At 63.8% G+C, this 17809-nt stretch carries 4 protein-coding genes; 1 reads left to right on the top strand and 3 read right to left on the bottom strand.

Translation table 11 applies throughout. The features are described 5' to 3' along the window. Window positions 1–147: 147 nt before the first annotated feature. The 3 genes from BFQ00_RS13595 to BFQ00_RS13585 form a co-directional block, all read right to left on the bottom strand. Window positions 148–2871, bottom strand: a complete 2724-nt coding sequence (locus BFQ00_RS13595) for a hypothetical protein (RefSeq protein ID WP_065933793.1) — start codon at window positions 2869–2871, stop codon at window positions 148–150. Window positions 2872–3022: 151 nt separating this feature from the next. Continuing rightward, window positions 3023–15919: a non-ribosomal peptide synthetase gene (locus BFQ00_RS13590; protein ID WP_065933792.1), complete on the bottom strand. Its 12897-nt coding sequence runs from the start codon at window positions 15917–15919 to the stop codon at window positions 3023–3025. 51 nt (window positions 15920–15970) lie between these two features. Continuing rightward, window positions 15971–16723: a thioesterase II family protein gene (locus BFQ00_RS13585; RefSeq protein WP_065933791.1), complete on the bottom strand. Its 753-nt coding sequence runs from the start codon at window positions 16721–16723 to the stop codon at window positions 15971–15973. A 300-nt stretch (window positions 16724–17023) separates the two neighbouring features. On the opposite strand from BFQ00_RS13585, the gene BFQ00_RS13580 reads away from it, so the two are divergent. Further along, entirely contained in the window at window positions 17024–17575 is a 552-nt protein-coding gene (locus BFQ00_RS13580) for an RNA polymerase factor sigma-70 (protein ID WP_065933790.1), read from the top strand. Window positions 17576–17809 lie beyond the last annotated feature (234 nt).

Below are 17809 nucleotides of genomic sequence, written 5' to 3'. Positions count from 1 at the left end.
TCGACCAGTGGATGGCGGCAACAGCACGGAGCGCCGTCGCCGGGTAAGTGGGTGAACATTTTGGGGCCGAAATAAAACACCTGGCGCCTGACGAAAGAGGCCCCATTACTGGAGGCCTCGTTTTTGATACTCGTCAAACGCGCCCGATCAAGTGTCTTCCTTCACCATAAGGTAAGTAACCTCAAAGTCATTAGTCGGGCCGATCCCCATCACCGCATTGTGAAAAGCGAGCCGCATGGTGCTTGAGGAAGCTAAGAAACTTCCTTCAAGTAATTGCCAGGCAGTGCCTGCAGGGTAAGTTACCGGCGTGATATCCATCCCATCGACAACCAATACCAGGCCGGGCTTACTGGCAGTATTGTCCACGGGATCACGAATCCAGGCGCTGAACGTATAGCGGCGCCCTACTTCAAGATTATTGAACACCTTGAACATTTTCTCACGCTGGGTATTAGGGTCGGTTGTGTTGGTGTAGCCCCAGTCCCACAAAAGATAGCCCGTTGCAGGCCCTGGTACCGCCCCGACCTTGCGCGACAGGTCTCGGGGGTCAGTGGCCCCCCTGCCTTTTTGCCAGCCGTTCCAGTCCTTGCCGGCGGGGTCGAAGTCAGTGAAGTCGTAAAGTGCTTTACGCAACTCTAACGTCAATGGTTGAAACGTGATCTCAACGCTTCCAACCGGATTGGGACCTATAAAATGCGAAAAATTAATAGTGACCTGCGTGTGACTTGCTAACTTCTCCAACTCCGAGTGCGGGATCAGGCACGACAATCCGTCCCTGTCACCGCTTTCGAGGGGCCTGGCCATAATCGGGATCGTGATCGAAGAACCATCCTGCGCAGTTCCCTCAAGCGTCATAATTGCGAAATGCCCCTCGATGAAAAACCACCACGCCAAATCAACGTCGGCGTCGGTACTCTTGACGATGACTTCTGCATCCTTCCCGGGGAAGGTACGTAGATCCAACACGTTGCCAGTAGCCTGCTTCACCACCGGGCGAGGACGCCGCTCCATGATGGGCTCACCAACCTGCAACTCCAGTGTCTCGGACACCATCTGCTTGCAGGCATTGATCACGGTATAAGAAATCAACGCCGTCTTGCGGAAGCTGTTGATCACCTGCTCGCGCGACGCCAGGAAAGTGACCGGGCGGGACGGACTTTCCTGCAAGGGCAGTGGCCAGCAGCTGTCTTCGCCGTCCAGGCACCATTGGGCAGTATGCTGGTAGCTGGGTTGATAGCCTTCGTAAACCGCCTCGACATGCACCCCATCGCGACCGTTCCACGCCACCAGAACACCACCCTGTGCCTCCCTGACTGTGGGTGCCCGTGGCGTCAGGGGCTGCTGGTAAATGGTGAATGTCGCAGGTGGGAATTCGAGGGCGTCCTCCAGTTCGCTCGCCTCGCAAAAGCTGGCCTTGACGTGCAGTTCAAACCTGGAGCAATCGCCGATCCTCTCCAACGCAACCCTTGGGATATCAGCCCTGACGCCGTCGCTTTTCCAGGCGTCCGTGACAACCTTACCGACCAGGATATCCAGGCGGTAAGCGCTGCCGTCTGCATGTTCAGCATCGATCCACATCCAGCAATGGCTCGCGCACTGACCGTATGCGCCCAAAGGCGCTATCACGTTTGCATCCCCTGAAAAGTTATCAAGGCACAACGACCGATCCGGGTTCGCCTCTTCAATCAACGGGCGCTCAAATTCGGGGGTTAAAACATTGATCAGCCTTACTGGGGACGGCTGTACCGTGCCACTGACGGCGAGGTCATAGCTCAAGGTCATCTGCTTGTTGAAGAAACATGCCACCACACAGGCCGGCAGTTTGACGAGAGGCATCTCACCGTCCTGTTCAACCGTGAAATCACCCAACGGTTTTTTCGCATAACCGGGCCCGCTTACATAAAACCTGACCTCGTCACCTTTGTAAGTATCCAGCCCCTGGATGACAACCTCCCCTCCCTGGCGGGTGTTTTCAGGGTTGAGGCACCACTCACCGTTGTATTGCGCAGACTCGCGCAAATGCGGGGCGTTCAGATCCAGCGCAGGGTCGACCTGCAGCAATGAGGTCGTGCGCAGGTGGAAATCCTCGGCGTTCACCGGGAGCGGATTCTCCAGAAGCGGATCGCCAGGCTCAGGGTATACCGGGGCGGTGGTGTCCCAAATCACGCCCAGGTGAGCGGTGATCGCCGAATAGTCGTCCAGCCTGGACAGCCAGCCTCGCGAAAGCGTAAAGCGAAAAACGTGGTCCGGATGGGCTTCGTGCTCCTGCACCACATGATCCTTGGCCACCCAGGCGAAGCGATAAGGCGCCACGTGCTGGTTACCCGCAACCACGACAAACAACCGCTGCCCGGGTTGAATCATCGGCCAGGCCTTGATCGCGACAATTTCATCGCCCGTAAACTCTTGCATGCGCAGGTACCAGGTACTCCACTCCTCCTTGGCATGGGTAAACACCGGCCTTGAGACGACAAGATGCTCCTCCCTGATCTGTTGGATTTCCAACTCCAGCGTCAGGGATTCCAGCGCACGCCCCCCTGCATTGGCCGTGTACTTGATCAATACCGTGTGCCCGATGCAGTAGCTGATCCAGCGTGCCGGAATGTCGACGACATTGACGCCGTTTTCCACAGAGATCGGCTCGAAGCTTGGCTGGTCCTGATCCTTGACCGCCATGTGGAACATGACGTTAGTGGCATTCGCCGGCAGGGTAAGCGTGGCCGTCGTACCATCGCTTGCATCGATGGGATACAGCAGGCTGTTGTTCGCAGCGTGCTCGATAATCGCGTAAGGCAGTTCCGTTTCAACGGCAGGCAGCGCCTTTTCTGCCTGAACGGAACTGGTTTTTTTTGCAGGTATTTTGCTCGCCACGATAAGGCTCCTGTCCAGCGTCAGATCACCAGTGGGCCCGGCCCGGCGGGCCGGAAACTACGGTTATCTAACACGTGGATCAGGAATCCTGCCTACTGTCAGAATTGACAGTTCTGCTGGAAAACCTCGATATTCCAGACCAGCGGCCGTCTCACAACCCCTCCAGCTCCGCCATCAAATCACTCAACCGATCCACCTTCTCGGCACTGATCTCATTGCCCGCCAAACCCTCGATATACTCGGCCAGCTCCGCCACCGTGCTGCACTCGAACATCGCCCGCAGCGGCACATCGCGCTGCAGCGTCTTCTGCACCCGTGAAGCGATCTGTGTCGCCAGCAACGAATGCCCGCCCAGTTCGAAGAAGTTGTCCTGCACCCCTACCCGTTCGACCTTGAGCACTTCGGCCCAGATCGCGGCCAGGGTGGTTTCCAGTTCATTGCGCGGCGCCAGGTAGTCCTGGCTGTGCAACTGGCCGATGTCCAGGGCCGGCAGGGCCTTGCGGTCGAGTTTGCCGTTGGCGTTGAGCGGCAGGCGCTCGAGCCACAGCCAGTGCAGCGGCACCATGTATTCCGGCAATTCGGCGCGCAGGCGTTGCTTGATACGGTCCAGGCGTTCGCTTGGGCTTAAGCTTTCATCAACCGGCACCAGGTAGCCCACCAGGTGCTTGCCGTTGACGCCCTCCTGGACACCGACCGCCGCATCACGCACCTCAGGTTGTTCGTGCAGGCGTGCTTCGATTTCACCCAGTTCGATGCGGTAGCCGCGAATCTTCACCTGGTGGTCGACCCGCCCGACGTACTCCAACACGCCGTCACTGCGCCGGCGCGCCAGGTCGCCGGTGCGGTACAGGCGCTCGCCCGGTGCGCCGAACGGGTTCGGTACAAACACCGGTGCGGTGCGCAGCGGGTCGCTGACGTAACCGCGACCGACGCCGGTGCCGGCCACGCACAATTCGCCGACGGCGCCTTGGGGCACCAGTTCCAGCGCGCCGTCCAACAGGTACAGACGGTTGTTGTCGGTGGGCGTGCCAATCGGCAGATAAGTGCCACGGGTCGAGGCCAGGTCGACGCGATAGAACGCCACGTCGTCCGAGCATTCCGCCGGGCCGTAGGCGTTGACCAGGCCGATCTGCGGGTAGCGCAGCAGCCATTGGTGCGCCAGTTCCGGCGGCATCGCTTCACCGGTCGGTAGCATCCAGCGCAGGCCGTCGAGGCGAATGTGGTCCTGGGCGAGCATGCCCTGGATCAGCGACGGCACGCTTTCCAGCACGGTGATGCCGTGTGCCTGGACGTGGGCCAGCAAGCCCTGGGGATCATGGGCCAGGGCGTTGGGCACAATATCCACCCGCGCGCCGAACAGCGGCGCGGCGAGGAACTGCCACACGGAAATATCGAAGCTTTGCGAAGCGGTCTGCGCGATCACATCGGCATCGCTCAGTTGCAGGTAGGGCACCTTGCTCAATTGGTTGTTGAGCATGCCGCGCTGTTCGACCATCACGCCCTTGGGCAGGCCGGTGGAACCGGAGGTGTAGATCACGTAGGCGAGGTTGTCCGGGGCGCTATAGACGCCCGGGTTTTCGCCACGGGCGGGGATTTCCTCCCACACCAGCAACTGGCAGTCGACGCCGTCGAGCAGTTCGATGGCCTGTTCCCGGCACGCTTCGGTGCACACCAGCAAGGGCGTGCGGCTCAGGTCGATGATGCGGCTCAGGCGCGGACCCGGCAGGCCAGGGTCCAGCGGCAGGTAGCCGGCACCGGCCTTGAAGCTGCCGATGATCATGCCGAGCAACTCCAGGTTACGCTCGGCCAGCAACGCCACCGGTTGGTCCGGGCCGACACCGGCGGCAATCAGCGCATGCCCCAGGCCGTTACTGAGTCGGTTCAACTCCTCATAGCTCCATTGCCGGTCAAGGCAACTGGCGGCGATACGCTGCGGATATCGCGCCACCTGTTCCTCGAACAACTCGACATAGCTGCGCGCCAGCGGGTAGTCGTGTTCGCTCTGGTTGCAGCCGTCCACCAGGAACGCGCGCTCCTGTTCGCCGATCAGCGGCAGGTCGGCCATGTCGCCATGGAAGCCCTGCACCAGCGCCAGCAACAGGCGCTTGAACTCGGCGAGCATGCCTTGCACGGTGGTTTCATCGAAGTAGCGCTGGTCGTAGGACAGGTGCAGGCCCAAGTCATCGCCCGGGTAGCACACGGCGGTCAGTGGAAAGTTGGTGTGGGTACGCCCGGAATCGGAGGTGGCATTCAGGCTTTGCGCATGGCTGAGCACCGAGGTTTCCACCGGGGCGTTTTCGAACACGAACAGGCTGTCGAACAGCGGCTGGCCCTTGGGCAGTTCGCTGTGTTCCTGGATAGTCACCAGCGGCAGGTATTCGTACTCGCGCAGTTGCATATTGCTGTCGAGCAAACCGCTCAACCACTGGCGCACGCTGCACCGCTGGTCATCGGCAGGCAGCTTCACCCGCAGCGCGATGCTGTTGATAAACAGGCCCACGGTGCGTTGCATCTCGGGCATGTCCACCGGACGCCCGGCCACGGTGACGCCGAACAGCACGTCGCGATCACCGCTCACGCGCCGCAGCACCAAGGCCCAGGCCGCCTGGGCGAAGGTGTTGACGGTGAGTTGATGCGCCTGGGCCAGCTCGCGCAGTTGCGCGCCGTCACGGGCATCCAGCCGGGTGTAGCAGTCCCCCACCACCATGCCGCCGCTGTGGCCGGCATGTTCGCGCAGGAATGGTCGGTCGCTCGGGATCGGCGTGGTGCGCTCGAAACCTTGCAGGTTGCGCTGCCACCACTGGCGCGCTGCGTCCAGGTCCTGGCGTTGCAGCCAGGCGATGTAGTCGCGGTAGCGCGGCGGCGTGGCCAGTTGCGCGTCGCGCCCTTCGCCAAGCGCCTGGTAGAGCTCGAAGAAGTCGTTCATCAGGAGCGAACGGCACCAGGCATCGATAAGGATGTGGTGGTTGCTCATCATGAACCAGTAGCGCGCCTCGCCCACGCGGATCAGGCGCAGGTGGAACGGCGCCTGGTTGAGCAGATCGAAACCGGCCTCGCGCTCGGCCTTGAGCAGCGCTTGCAGACGCGGCTCGTGCTCACGCTCGGGGTCGGCGCTCCAGTCCAGGTAGTCAATCGGCGTACTGCCGGGCTTGTGGATCACTTGCAGCATGTCTTCGCCGACGTTCCAGCAGAACGAGGCACGCAAGGCTTCGTGGCGGGCGATCACCGCCTGCCAGGCCTGGGCGAAACGCTCGGGATCGAGTTCACTGTTGATGCGGTAGCGGTCCTGCATGTAATACAGGCCGGTGCCCGGTTCCAGCAGGGTGTGCAGCAGCAGGCCCTCTTGCATCGGGGTCAGCGGGTAGACATCTTCAATGGCGCCGGCCGCTACCGGCAAGCTGTCCAGTTGCGCCTGGGTCAACCGTGCCAGCGGGAAGTCGGACGGCGTGAGGCCACCGGATTCGTCCTTGATGCAATGGGCGATCAGGTCCTGCAGTTCGGTCAGATAGGCCTCGGCCAGTTTGCCAATGGTTTGCTGATCGTAGCGCTCGCGGCTGAAGGTCCAGCGCAGCACCAGTTCACCGCCATACACCTGGCTGTCGACACTCAGCGCATTGGGCAGCGGTGCATCGGGGTCGTGCGCAAGGCCGGCGGATTCCTCCAGCGGATGAAACAGCGCGTCGGCGCCGAAGCTCTGGTCGAACTGGCCGAGGTAGTTGAAGGTAATGTCGGCGCTCGGCAGCGCGGCCAGGCTGCGTTGGCACGGGTCGTCCGCCAGGTAGCGCAGCACGCCGTAGCCCAGGCCTTTGTGCGGCACGCCGCGCAGTTGCTCCTTGATTGCCTTGATGGAGTCGCCCGGCTCCGCCTGCGGGGTCAGGCGCAACGGATAGGCGCTGGTGAACCAGCCGACGCTGCGGGTCAGGTCGATGTCATCGAACAGGCTTTCGCGGCCGTGGCCTTCCAGTTGAATCAACGCCGCGTCGTGACCGCTCCAGCGACACAGCACGCGAGCCAGGGCGGTCAGCAGCAGGTCGTTGACCTGGGTGCGGTAGGCGCTCGGCGCCTGTTGCAGCAACTGCCGGGTGCGCTCGACGTCCAGGCGCACGCTGACGGTCTCGGCGTCACGCTGACGCAGTGCGCCGTGTGGGCGATCCACCGGCAACGCCAGCGCCGGGCCCGCCAGCTGCGCCTGCCACAGGCTCAGCTCTTCGCGCAGGGATTCGCTATGGGCATAGGCCTGCAAACGTGCGGCCCAATCGCGCAACGCGCTGGTCTTGGCCGGCAGGCTGACGGACTGGCCTGCGCTCAGTTGGCGATAAACCGTTTGCAGGTCCTCGAGCAACACGCGCCAGGACACGCCGTCCACCACCAGGTGATGGATGGCGATCAGCAGGCGCTGCCGGCCTTGCGGGCCGTCCACCAGCAAGGCGCGCAGCAGCGGGCCGTGCGCCAGGTCGAGGCTGCGCTGGGTGTCGGTGAACAGCGCGGTGCAGTGGTCCATGTCGCGCACCTGCGCCTGCATCAATACGCCGCCCTGGGGCACACTCAGGTGTTCGGCGTGCCACTGGGCATCGCGCTGGGTGAAGCTCAGGCGCAGCGCGTCGTGATGCTCCAGCACCGCCAGCAGGGCCTGCTCCAGGCGATGCGGCTCGAGCAGTTGCAGCGGCTTGAGCACCAGGGCCTGGTTCCAGTGCTGGCGCGCCGGAATGTCGGTGTCGAAGAACCAATGCTGGATCGGCGTAAGGCCCGAGCGGCCGGTGAGCACACCTTGCTCGGCGCTGAACGTCTCGACGCGCGTGGCGACGGCGGCCAGGCTGTGCACGGTCTGGTGCTGGAACAGGTCACGCGGGCTGAAATGAATGCCCGCCTGCCGCGCACGGCTGACCACCTGGATCGACAGGATCGAATCGCCGCCCAGCTCGAAGAAGTTATCGTCGAGGCCGACCTGCTGCAGGTTCAGCACCGCGCACCAGATGGCCGCCAACGTGCTTTGCAGCGCATTGCGTGGCGCCACGTACGCCTGGCGGTTCGCTTCAGGATCGGGCTGCGGCAAGGCACGCCGGTCGAGCTTGCCGTTGGCGGTCAGCGGCATGCTGTCGAGCACGATCACATGGGCGGGCACCATGTAGTCCGGCAAGTGCGCCTTGAGGTGGGCCTTCACCGCATCACGCAAGGCGCCGTGCTCGGCGTCGCTGACCAGGTACGCCACCAGCTGTTTGCCGCTCGGCGAATCCAGCGCCAGCACCACCGCTTCACGCACGGCTGCATGCTCCAACAGACGCGTTTCGATCTCGCCCAATTCGATGCGGAAACCGCGAATCTTCACCTGATGGTCGATACGCCCCAGGTACTCCACCTGCCCATCGGCGCATTGGCGCACCAGGTCACCGGTGCGGTACAGGCGCCCGCCATTGCCGCTGAACGGATCGGCGACAAAGCGCTCCGCCGTCATGCCGGGGCGCTGGTGATAGCCCTGAGCCAGGCCCGCACCGCCGATGTACAACTCGCCGCTCGCGCCCTGCGGCACCAGGGCCAGGTCGGCGTCGAGAATGTACGCCACGCGCGCGCCGACAATGCTGCCGATCGGCACGCTGGCGGCGCCCTCCTCCACCTGTTGCGGCGCCAGGCTGGCCAGCGGCATCACCACGGTTTCGGTCGGGCCATAGGCGTTGAAAAACAGCTCAGGCTGGAACGCCGCGCGAATACGCTGCAGATGTTCACCGGTCAGTGCTTCACCGCCGGTGATGCACATGCGCACCGGCAAGGTCTGCTGTTGCGTGGCCAGCCACTGCGCCAACTGGCTGCCGTAGCTGGGCGTGAACCCGAGGATATTCACGCGATGGCTGCGGATCAGCGCGCAGATTTCTTCGGCGTCCCATTGGCCCTGGGCGCGCAATACCACGTGCGCACCGCTGAGCAACGGCACCAGCAGGCGCTCGGTGGCGGCGTCGAAGTTGATCGAATAAAAGTGCAGTTCGCAGTCGTCCGGGCGCATGCCGAAGCGCTCGATCACGGCCTGGCAATGCATGGCGATTTCACCCTGGGACACCACCACGCCTTTAGGCTTGCCGGTGGAGCCGGAGGTGTAGATCAGGTACGCCTGGTGCTGCGCCAGGCTGATAAACGGCAGCTCATCGGCCGGATAATTTTCCAGCCTGGCCGCGTCATTTTCGAGGCACCAGCACGCCAGCGCCTGCGGCAGCTCGCCCAGGGCCTGGAACATCGCCGCATCGCTGAGCAGCAGGCCGATGCCGCTGTCTTCGATCATGTAGTGCAGGCGGTCCAGCGGGTATTCCGGGTCCAGCGGCACATAGGCGCCGCCGGCCTTGAGGATCGCCAGCAGGCCGACGACCATTTCCAGCGAGCGAGGCAGCGCCAGGCCGACCCGCACCTGCGGGCCGACGCCACGTTCGCGCAGCATCCAGGCCAGGCGATTGGCGCGGGCGTCGAGTTCGGCGTAAGTGAGGGTCACACCGGCAAAGGTCAGCGCCGGCGCGTCTGCGCGCTTGAGCGCCTGCCGGCTGAACAGGGTTTGGATGCACTGGTCCAGACGATGCTCTCCGGCTGCAACCCCGAGGCTGTCCTGCAGGGCGCGCTGCTCGGCGGTGCTGAGCAACGGCAGTTCGCTGAGGCGCTGGTGCGGATTATCGATCAGTGCTTCCAGCAAGTTGCGCCAATGCGCGGCCATGCGGGCGATGCGCGGCTCGTCGAACAGATCGGTGCTGTAGGTCAGGCAGCAGCCCAGGCGATGGTCGAGGTCGGTGACTTCCAGGTTGAGGTCGAACTTGGTGGCGCGGGCATCGTTGGCCAGGTACTCGACGGTCATGCCGGCCAGTTGGCGGCTCTGCTGGAACTCCCAGCGCTGCACGTTGCACATCACCTGGAACAGTGGGTTGTACGCGGCGCTGCGCGGTGGTTGCAGCGCCTCCACCAGATGGTCGAACGGCAGGTCCTGATGGGACTGGCCTTCGATCACGGTGTGACGCACCTGCTCGAACAACTGCGCCACACTCATCTGCCCATTGAGCCGGCAACGCAACACCTGGGTGTTGAGGAACGCACCGATCAGCCCTTCGCTTTCCGGGCGGATACGGTTGGCCACCGGCGCGCCGATGCGCAGGTCGGTCTGGCCGCTGTAGCGGTAGAGCAACACGGCCAGGGTAGCGGTCATGGTCATGAACAGGGTCAGGCCCTGTTCGGCGTTGAAGGCGCGTACGCGGGCGGCCAGTGCATCGCTCAGGTCGAAGCGGTACAGCTCGCCGCGGTGGCTTTGCACCGCCGGGCGCGGGCGGTCGCCGGGCAGTTCGAGCAGCGGATGTTCGCGGCCCAGTTGCGCGGTCCAGTAATCCAGCTGGCGTTGACGCTCGCCCGATTCCAGCCATTGGCGTTGCCACACGCTGTAGTCCAGGTACTGCACCGGCAGCGGCGCCAGCGGTGAGTCGCGCTCGTCGATAAAGGCTTCGTACAGTGCACTGAGTTCACGGGCAAAGATGTCCATAGCCCAGCCTTCGGTGACGATATGGTGCAGGGTCAGCACCAGGTAGTGTTCCTGCTCGCCGGCCTTGACCAGGCAGGCGCGCAGCAACGGCCCACGTTCCAGGTTGAACGGCGTATGCGCTTCCTGATCGGCCAGGTGCTGCAAACGCTGCTGGCGCTCGGTCTCGCTGAGTGCCGAGAAGTCCTGCCAGTCCATGCGCAGGTTGGTCTGCGGCCAGACGTGTTGACAGGCCACGCCATCGACGCTCGGGAAGGTGGTGCGCAGGGTTTCGTGACGCATGATCAGGGCCTGCAAGGCTGCCTCGAAACGCCCCACATCCAGCACCCCGCGCAAGCGCGCCATGCCACCGACGTTGTAGGCCGGGCTGTCCGGCTCCATCTGCCAGAGGAACCACATGCGCTGCTGGGAATAGGACAGCGGCACCGGCGTGCTGCGGTCGACTTTGGCGATTGCGGTCTGTTGGTTGCGTTGGCCCGACGCCTGGATCAGGCCCACTTGTGCGGCAAAATCGCCCAGCTCGCTGGCATCGAACAAGGTGCGCAATGGCAGCTCGACGTCGCAGGCCTGACGAGTACGGGAGATGATCTGCGTGGCCAGCAACGAGTGGCCGCCCAGGGCAAAAAAGTCGTCGCGCAGGCCGATACGCGGCAGGCCGAGCACTTCGCGCCAGATCGCCGCAATCTGCTGCTGCAACGGCGTCTCGGGTTCGACGTGTTCGCGGGTTTGCCACACCGGTTGCGGCAATGCGCGGCGGTCGAGCTTGCCGCTTGGGCTCAAGGGCATGGCGTCCAGGTACATCAGGTGGGCAGGCACCATGTACTCGGGCAACCGCGCGGCCAGCGCGGTTTTCACCGCCTGTGCATCCAGTTCCACAGGGCCGGTGTAGTAACCGATCAACTGCTCGTCACGCACCAGCACCACCGCTTGGGCGATGCCCTGAACCGCCAGCATGCGCGCTTCGATTTCCTGCGGTTCCACCCGCAAGCCGCGCAGCTTGACCTGCTGATCGAGACGCCCCAGGTATTCAAGCACACCCTCAAGGCTCCAGCGCGCACGGTCGCCGGTGCGATACAGGCGCGCCCCGGCCTCGCCCAGCGGGTCGGCGACAAAGCGTTCGGCGGTCAGCCCGGCACGGCCAAGGTAACCGCGCGCCAGGCCGATGCCGCCGATGCACAATTCACCCGGAACACCGGCCGGCAGCGGGTTGAGGTGCTCGTCGAGCACCCGGCAGATCACATTGCCCAGTGGCCGGCCAATCGGCGAGCGCTCGCCATCGTCCACGGCGCAGTGCCAATGGGTGACGTTGATCGCGGTCTCGGTCGGGCCATACCGGTTGTGCAATTGCACCGCCGGCAGGCGTGCCAGTACGCGGTCGCGCAGTTCGGCGGGCAAGGCTTCGCCGCCGGAGAACAGGCGGCGCAGGCTGGTGCATTCGGCTGCCAGCGGTTCGTCGATAAACAGCTGCAGCAACGGCGGCACGAAGTGCAGCGTGGTCACGCCATGTTCCTGCACCAGTTGCGCGATGCGATGAGGATCGCGATGCTCACCCGGCCCCGCCAGTACCAGACGGCAACCGGTGATCAGCGGCCAGAAGCACTCCCACACCGACACGTCGAAACTGATCGGCGCCTTTTGCATCAGCACGTCGCTGGCGTCCAACCGGTAGGTGGCCTGCATCCACTGCAAGCGCTCGGCCAGCGCAGCGTGGGTATTGCCCACGCCCTTGGGCTGGCCGGTGGAGCCGGAGGTATAGATCACATAGGCGAGGTTGTCGCCATGCAGGTGCAGGCCCGGCGGCTGGCTTGGCCAGCTGTCCAGGTGCAGGCTGTCCATGGCAAGCACGCACACGCCTGGGGTCGTCGGCAGACGTTCGAGCAGCGCGGTTTGAGTCAACAGCAGGTGCACGCCGCTGTCCTCAAGCATGAAGGCCAGGCGCTCGGCGGGGTAATTCGGGTCCAGCGGCACATAGGCGCCACCGGCCTTGATGATCGCCAGCAGACCGATCAGCAACTGCGGCGAACGTTCGGCGGCGATGCCCACGCACACGTCCGGGCCCACACCCTTGTCGCGCAGGTAATGGGCCAGGCGGTTGGCCTGGGTGTGCAGTTGGGCGAAGCTCAAGCTGGCGTCCTGCCAGACCAGCGCCGGGGTGTCCGCGGTGTGCAGGTTGAGCAGTTCGGGCAGCCATTGCCGGGCCGGCGCGCACGGCGCCTGGCTCCATGGGCGTTGCTCGTCCTCTGCGCTCAGTTCCAGTTCGCCCACGGCGTGCTGCGGTTGCGCGCAGACCGCTTGCAGCAGGTGGACGTAATGCTCGGCCAGGCGCTGAAGGGTGGCGCTGTCGAACAGTTCATCGGCGTAGTCGAACGACAGGCTCAAGCGCCCGTTGCGGTCCTCTTCGCTGTGCAGTTGCAGGTCGAACTTGGCTTCGCGGCTGTGCCACGGCAGCTCATCGGCGAGCAGGCCCGGCAGGCGGCGCAAGGCACTCAGGTCACGTTGCTGGTGGTTGAACATCACCTGGAACAGGCCCTGTTCACGCGCCTGGGGGAAGGCCTCCAACAGTTGCTCGAACGGCAGGTCCTGATGCGCCTGGGCGTCCAATGCAGCCTGGCGTGTCGCGGCCAGCAGTTGGTTGAACGGCATGCGCCCGTCAAGCTCGGCACGCAGCACCAGGGTGTTGATGAAGAAACCGACCAGGCCTTGGGTTTCCTGGCGCGGGCGATTGGCATTGGGCACGCCGATGCGAATATCGCGCTGGCCGCTGTAGCGATACAACAGGGTCTGGAACGCGGCCAGCAGCAGCATGAACGGGGTGGATTCATGGGCGCGCGCGGTCTGGCCAATCGCGGCGCTGAGGGACGCGTCCAGGCGTACGGTATGCCGCGCGGCGCTGTTGCGCGCCTGCGTCGAGCGTGGGTGGTCGGTGGCCAGGTTGAGGGGCGGATGCTCGTCCCCCAGCGTCGCCTTCCAGTACGCCAACTGCCGCTCGCCTTCACCGGCGGCCAGCCACTGGCGCTGCCAACTGGCGTAGTCGGCGTATTGCAGGGTCAGGGGCGGCAACTCAAGGGGCTGGCCCTGGACGGCAGCGGCGTACAGGCGCGAGAACTCGTCAATCAGGATATTCAGCGACCAGCCATCGGCGATGATGTGGTGCAACGTCACCAGCAGTTGATGGTCCTCATCGTCCAGACGCACCAGGGTAACCCGCAGCAGCGGGCCTTTCTCCAGGTCGAACCGGGTACGCGCTTGATCTTCGCGGACCTGCTGCGCACGCGCCTGGCGCTCGGCATCGGGCAAGTCGCTGAGGTCGATGACGTGCAACGCGAAATCCGTCGCGGCCTCGACACGCTGAAAGCCCTGGCCATCGCGCTCGTAAAAGCGTGTACGCAAGGCTTCGTGGCGCTGGATCAACTGCTGGAAGCTTGAGCGCACGGCGTCTTCGTCCAGCTCGCCGCGCAGGCGCAGGGCGCCGGGGATGGTGTAGGCGCTGCTGTTCGGGTCCAGTTGCCAGGTGATCCACAGGCGGTTCTGGGCCAGGGATTGCGGCAGGTCGTCCTGGCGCGACACCGAGGCCATCGCGCCCTGGGCAACGCCGCCGTCCTGTTGCAGGCGCGCGATGCTGGCGGCGAAACCTTGCAGGGTGGGCGCTTCGAACAGCAGGCGCAGGTTCAGCTCCAGGCCCAGGGTTTCGCGCAGGCGCGCGACCACTTGGGTCGCGCTGATGGAGTTGCCGCCGAGCAGGAAAAAGTGATCATCGGCGGCGACCGTCGGCACCTGCAGTTGCTCGCACCAGATCGCAGCGATCTGATTTTGCAGGGCGGACTCCAGCACCGCATCACTGGCCTGCGCTTGCAGGTCGGGGAACTGCGCATAGCAGTCGAGACTGCCATCGGCATGGCGCAGCGCACACGCCGCCCGTTGCACCTTGCCGCTGGAGGTTTTCGGCAACGCGCCCGGATTGAGCAGCACCACCACGCACGGCGCCTCCTGGCAAGCCTCGGCCACTGCCTGGCGAATCGCCTTGATCAGTGCTTCGGGCGGCAGGATTTTCTGCACGCTGCGGCTGATTTCCGCAGCAATGCCGATGCCTTCCACACCGTGGTCATTTACCGCAAAGGCGGCCACCCGGCCCTTGCGCACCACCTCCACCTCTCGCTCGATGGTTTGCTCGATGTCCTGCGGGTACAGATTGTGTCCGCGTACGATCAGCAGGTCTTTCAAGCGCCCGGTGATGTACACCTCACCGTCCCGGATAAACCCCAGGTCGCCGGTGCGCAGCCACGTCCGGCCGGCGTGCTGGACGAAAGTCCGCGCGCTGGCTTCGGGGTTGCGCCAGTAACCGTGGGCAATGCTCGGGCCGCTGGCCCAGAGTTCGCCCACGCAATTGTCGGCCAACGCGCTGAGCGTGTGGGGATCGGCAATCAGCACGGCGTGGTCCGGTTGATGGGTGCCGCAACTCATGACCGCACTGCCCTGCCCCGGCTCGGCGCGGTTGGCGGCCAGCGCCTGCGCATCCAGGTGCAACGCAGGGATGCCGTGGCCACGGCGGCCACCGGCGACAAACAAGGTCGCTTCGGCCAGGCCATAGGAGGCGAAGAAATTATTCGAGCTGAAACCACAGGCGGCGAATTTTTCGCCGAACCGTTCCAGGGTGTCCAGGCGGATCGGCTCGGAACCGGAATAGGCCACGCGCCAGGTGCTCAGGTCCAGGCGTTCCAGGGCCGACTCGCTGACCCGTTCGCTGCACAGACGGTAGGCGAAGTCCGGGCCACCGCTGATGGTGCCGCCGTATTCGCTGATCGCTTCGAGCCAGCGCAGCGGCCGCGCCAGGAAGTAGGCCGGCGACATCAGCACGCACGGCACACCGCTGAAGATCGGTTGCAGCAGGCCGCCGATCAGGCCCATGTCGTGGTACAGCGGCAGCCAGCTGACAATCACATCGTCCGGGTTGAGGTCGATGCCAAAGCCGCGGCGGATCAGAACTTCATTGGCCACCAGGTTGCCGTGGCTGACTTGCACGCCCTTGGGCAGCGCGGTGGAGCCGGAGGTGTATTGCAGGAAGGCGATGTCGTCGGGCTGCAGCTCGGGGGCGAGCCAACGGTCGGCAAGTTTTGGGTCGAGGGTGTCCACGCTCAACAGCGGCGGTGCGTTTTCGAGCTGCGCCAGGCCATCGGCGAGGCTGGCGATGGTCAGCAGCCGGCGCGGCTCGGCATCGCTGATGATCGACAGCAAGCGCTCCTGATGATGGCGCTTGCTCGATTCCGGCGGGTAAGCCGGCACCGCGATCACTCCGGCGTACAGGCAACCAAAAAACGCCGCGACATAGTCCGGGCCGCTGGGAAACAACAGCACCGCACGCTCGCCCATCGCGACATCGGCTTGCAAGGCGGCGGCGATGGTGCGCGCGCGTTGGTCCAGGTCACGGTAGCTGAGCACCACGCTGTGCTCGGCGGACTCGGCCAGAAAGCGCAGGGCCAGGCGGTCCGGCGTCTGCGCGGCACGGCGCTGGAGGGACTGGACCAGAGTGCGGGGAAGTTCGAAGGCGTCCATCATGGGGTTCCTGCCTGAAATCGGCTTACGGGAAATTCGGGAAATCGGTGAGGTTCAGCCGGCGACGCGCTGGCGCGCCGCGCCACTGCGCCAACGGGCCAGGTGGGCCTCGGCATAGCGCCGCATACAGCGCAGCACGACGCTTTCGTGCTGCACGAGAAAGAAGTGATGCCCCTCGAACATGTCGAGGGAAAAGCCGCTGGCGGCTTCGAGCTGCCAGTCGAGCAATTGGTCGGCGCGCACGCTGTCCTGCTTGCCGCCAAAGACATGGATCGGGACGTCCAGCGGCTCACGTTCGCCATAGGTAAAGCTGCCGCACAGCAGGAAATCGGCGCGCAGGATCGGCAGCATCAACTGCATCAATTCGGGATTGGCCAAGGCGTCTTCCGCAGTGCCCTGCAGCTCGCGCAAGCGGGCGATCAACTGCACGTCGGTTTTTTCGATGGCGTAGTCGCTGACATCGCGCCGCGCCGGGCCGGCGGTGCCGGAGACAAACAACGCCAGCGGCGCCGGCACATTGCGCGCGTTCAGGGCATGCGCCAGCTCGAACGCCAGCAGGCCGCCAAGGCTGTGGCCGAACAACGCATAAGGGCCATTCAGGTCGCGACTGATTTCATTGGCGAGCTGGGCAGCCAGGGCCTTGATATCGCGCTGCAGCGGTTCGCCCATGCGCATGCCCCGTCCCGGCAGTTCCAGCGGGCATACCTGCAACCAGTCCGGCAACACGCGGCGCCAACGGGCGTAGACCGAGGCACTGGCGCCCGAATGGGGCAGGCAAAACAGGCGCAGCGGCGTTGGGGTACTCATCACCTGAGAACTCCACGCTGAAACACGCTGTGTGCACGATAAAAACCCATTTCGCCCTCCTGCGGGTGCTGATCCCTGGCCGTTTGCTAACGAACCTTTCACCCAGAAGAACGGACGGCCCCGGCAAATAATTAGTCGCCGGGGACAAGCGAGACGCGGTTCACACCTTACCCAAAGGCATAAGATTAGTTCGCCTTCTCATTTGACAATCATTATCATTCAGCATAATTTGTTGCCCGATGTGTAGGAGGCCTCAGCAGGGACGCCCTCCCCCAACCTTTTTGCAACAAGGTGATTTCCATGACGGAACAATTATCCACAGGCAGGTGCGACTCACCCCTTCTCCAGGCATTCGTCGACAATCGACTGATTCTGGTGAAGATCGCGGCGCGTATTACCGGCTGCCGTTCCCGTGCCGAGGATGTGGTGCAGGACGCCTACTTTCGGCTGCAATCGGCGCCGACCATCACCTCTTCGTTCAAGGCACAATTGAGTTATCTGTTCCAGATCGTGCGCAACCTGGCGATCGACCACTACCGCAAGCAGGCCCTGGAGCTCAAATACTCCGGTACCGAAGAGGAAGGCTTGAATGTGGTTATCCACGGCGCTTCACCGGAAACCTCCCACATCAATTTCAACACCCTGGAAAACATCGCCGACGCCCTGACCGAACTGCCACAGCGCACCCGCTACGCCTTCGAGATGTACCGCCTGCACGGCGTGCCGCAGAAAGACATCGCCAAGGAACTCGGGGTCTCGCCAACACTGGTGAATTTCATGATCCGCGATGCGCTGGTGCACTGCCGCAAAGTGTCGGGCAGCCACAGCGATACGTTTGCGCGCAGGGTTTGAACAAAACACAAATCACTGTGGGAGGGGGCTTGCCCGCGATGCGGTGTGTCAGTTAGCTCTGTTTTAGCTGACACACCGCTATCGGGGGCAAGCCCCCTCCCACATTTAGTCCGCGGCCGTCTACACAACTCAGTAGCACCCAACCGTAACCACGATGCGAAGCGAGTCGCTCTTGATCTTGACCTGCTTTTGATCTTGATCTCAGGCGCCCCGTTAAACCACGCTGGCCGAACG

The organism is Pseudomonas sp. 28 E 9 (genome assembly GCF_900004785.1).
GTDB lineage: Bacteria > Pseudomonadota > Gammaproteobacteria > Pseudomonadales > Pseudomonadaceae > Aquipseudomonas > Aquipseudomonas orientalis_A.
Note: the sequence above shows the minus strand (reverse complement) of the source record. Positions and strands in the feature narration are given on the sequence as shown.

Coding starts and splice junctions, on each gene's coding strand:
- BFQ00_RS13590 (WP_065933792.1), bottom strand. CDS start 15,919: ATGATGGACGCCTTCGAACTTCCCCGCACTCTGGTCCAGTCCCTCCAG.
- BFQ00_RS13580 (WP_065933790.1), top strand. CDS start 17,024: ATGACGGAACAATTATCCACAGGCAGGTGCGACTCACCCCTTCTCCAG.
- BFQ00_RS13585 (WP_065933791.1), bottom strand. CDS start 16,723: ATGAGTACCCCAACGCCGCTGCGCCTGTTTTGCCTGCCCCATTCGGGC.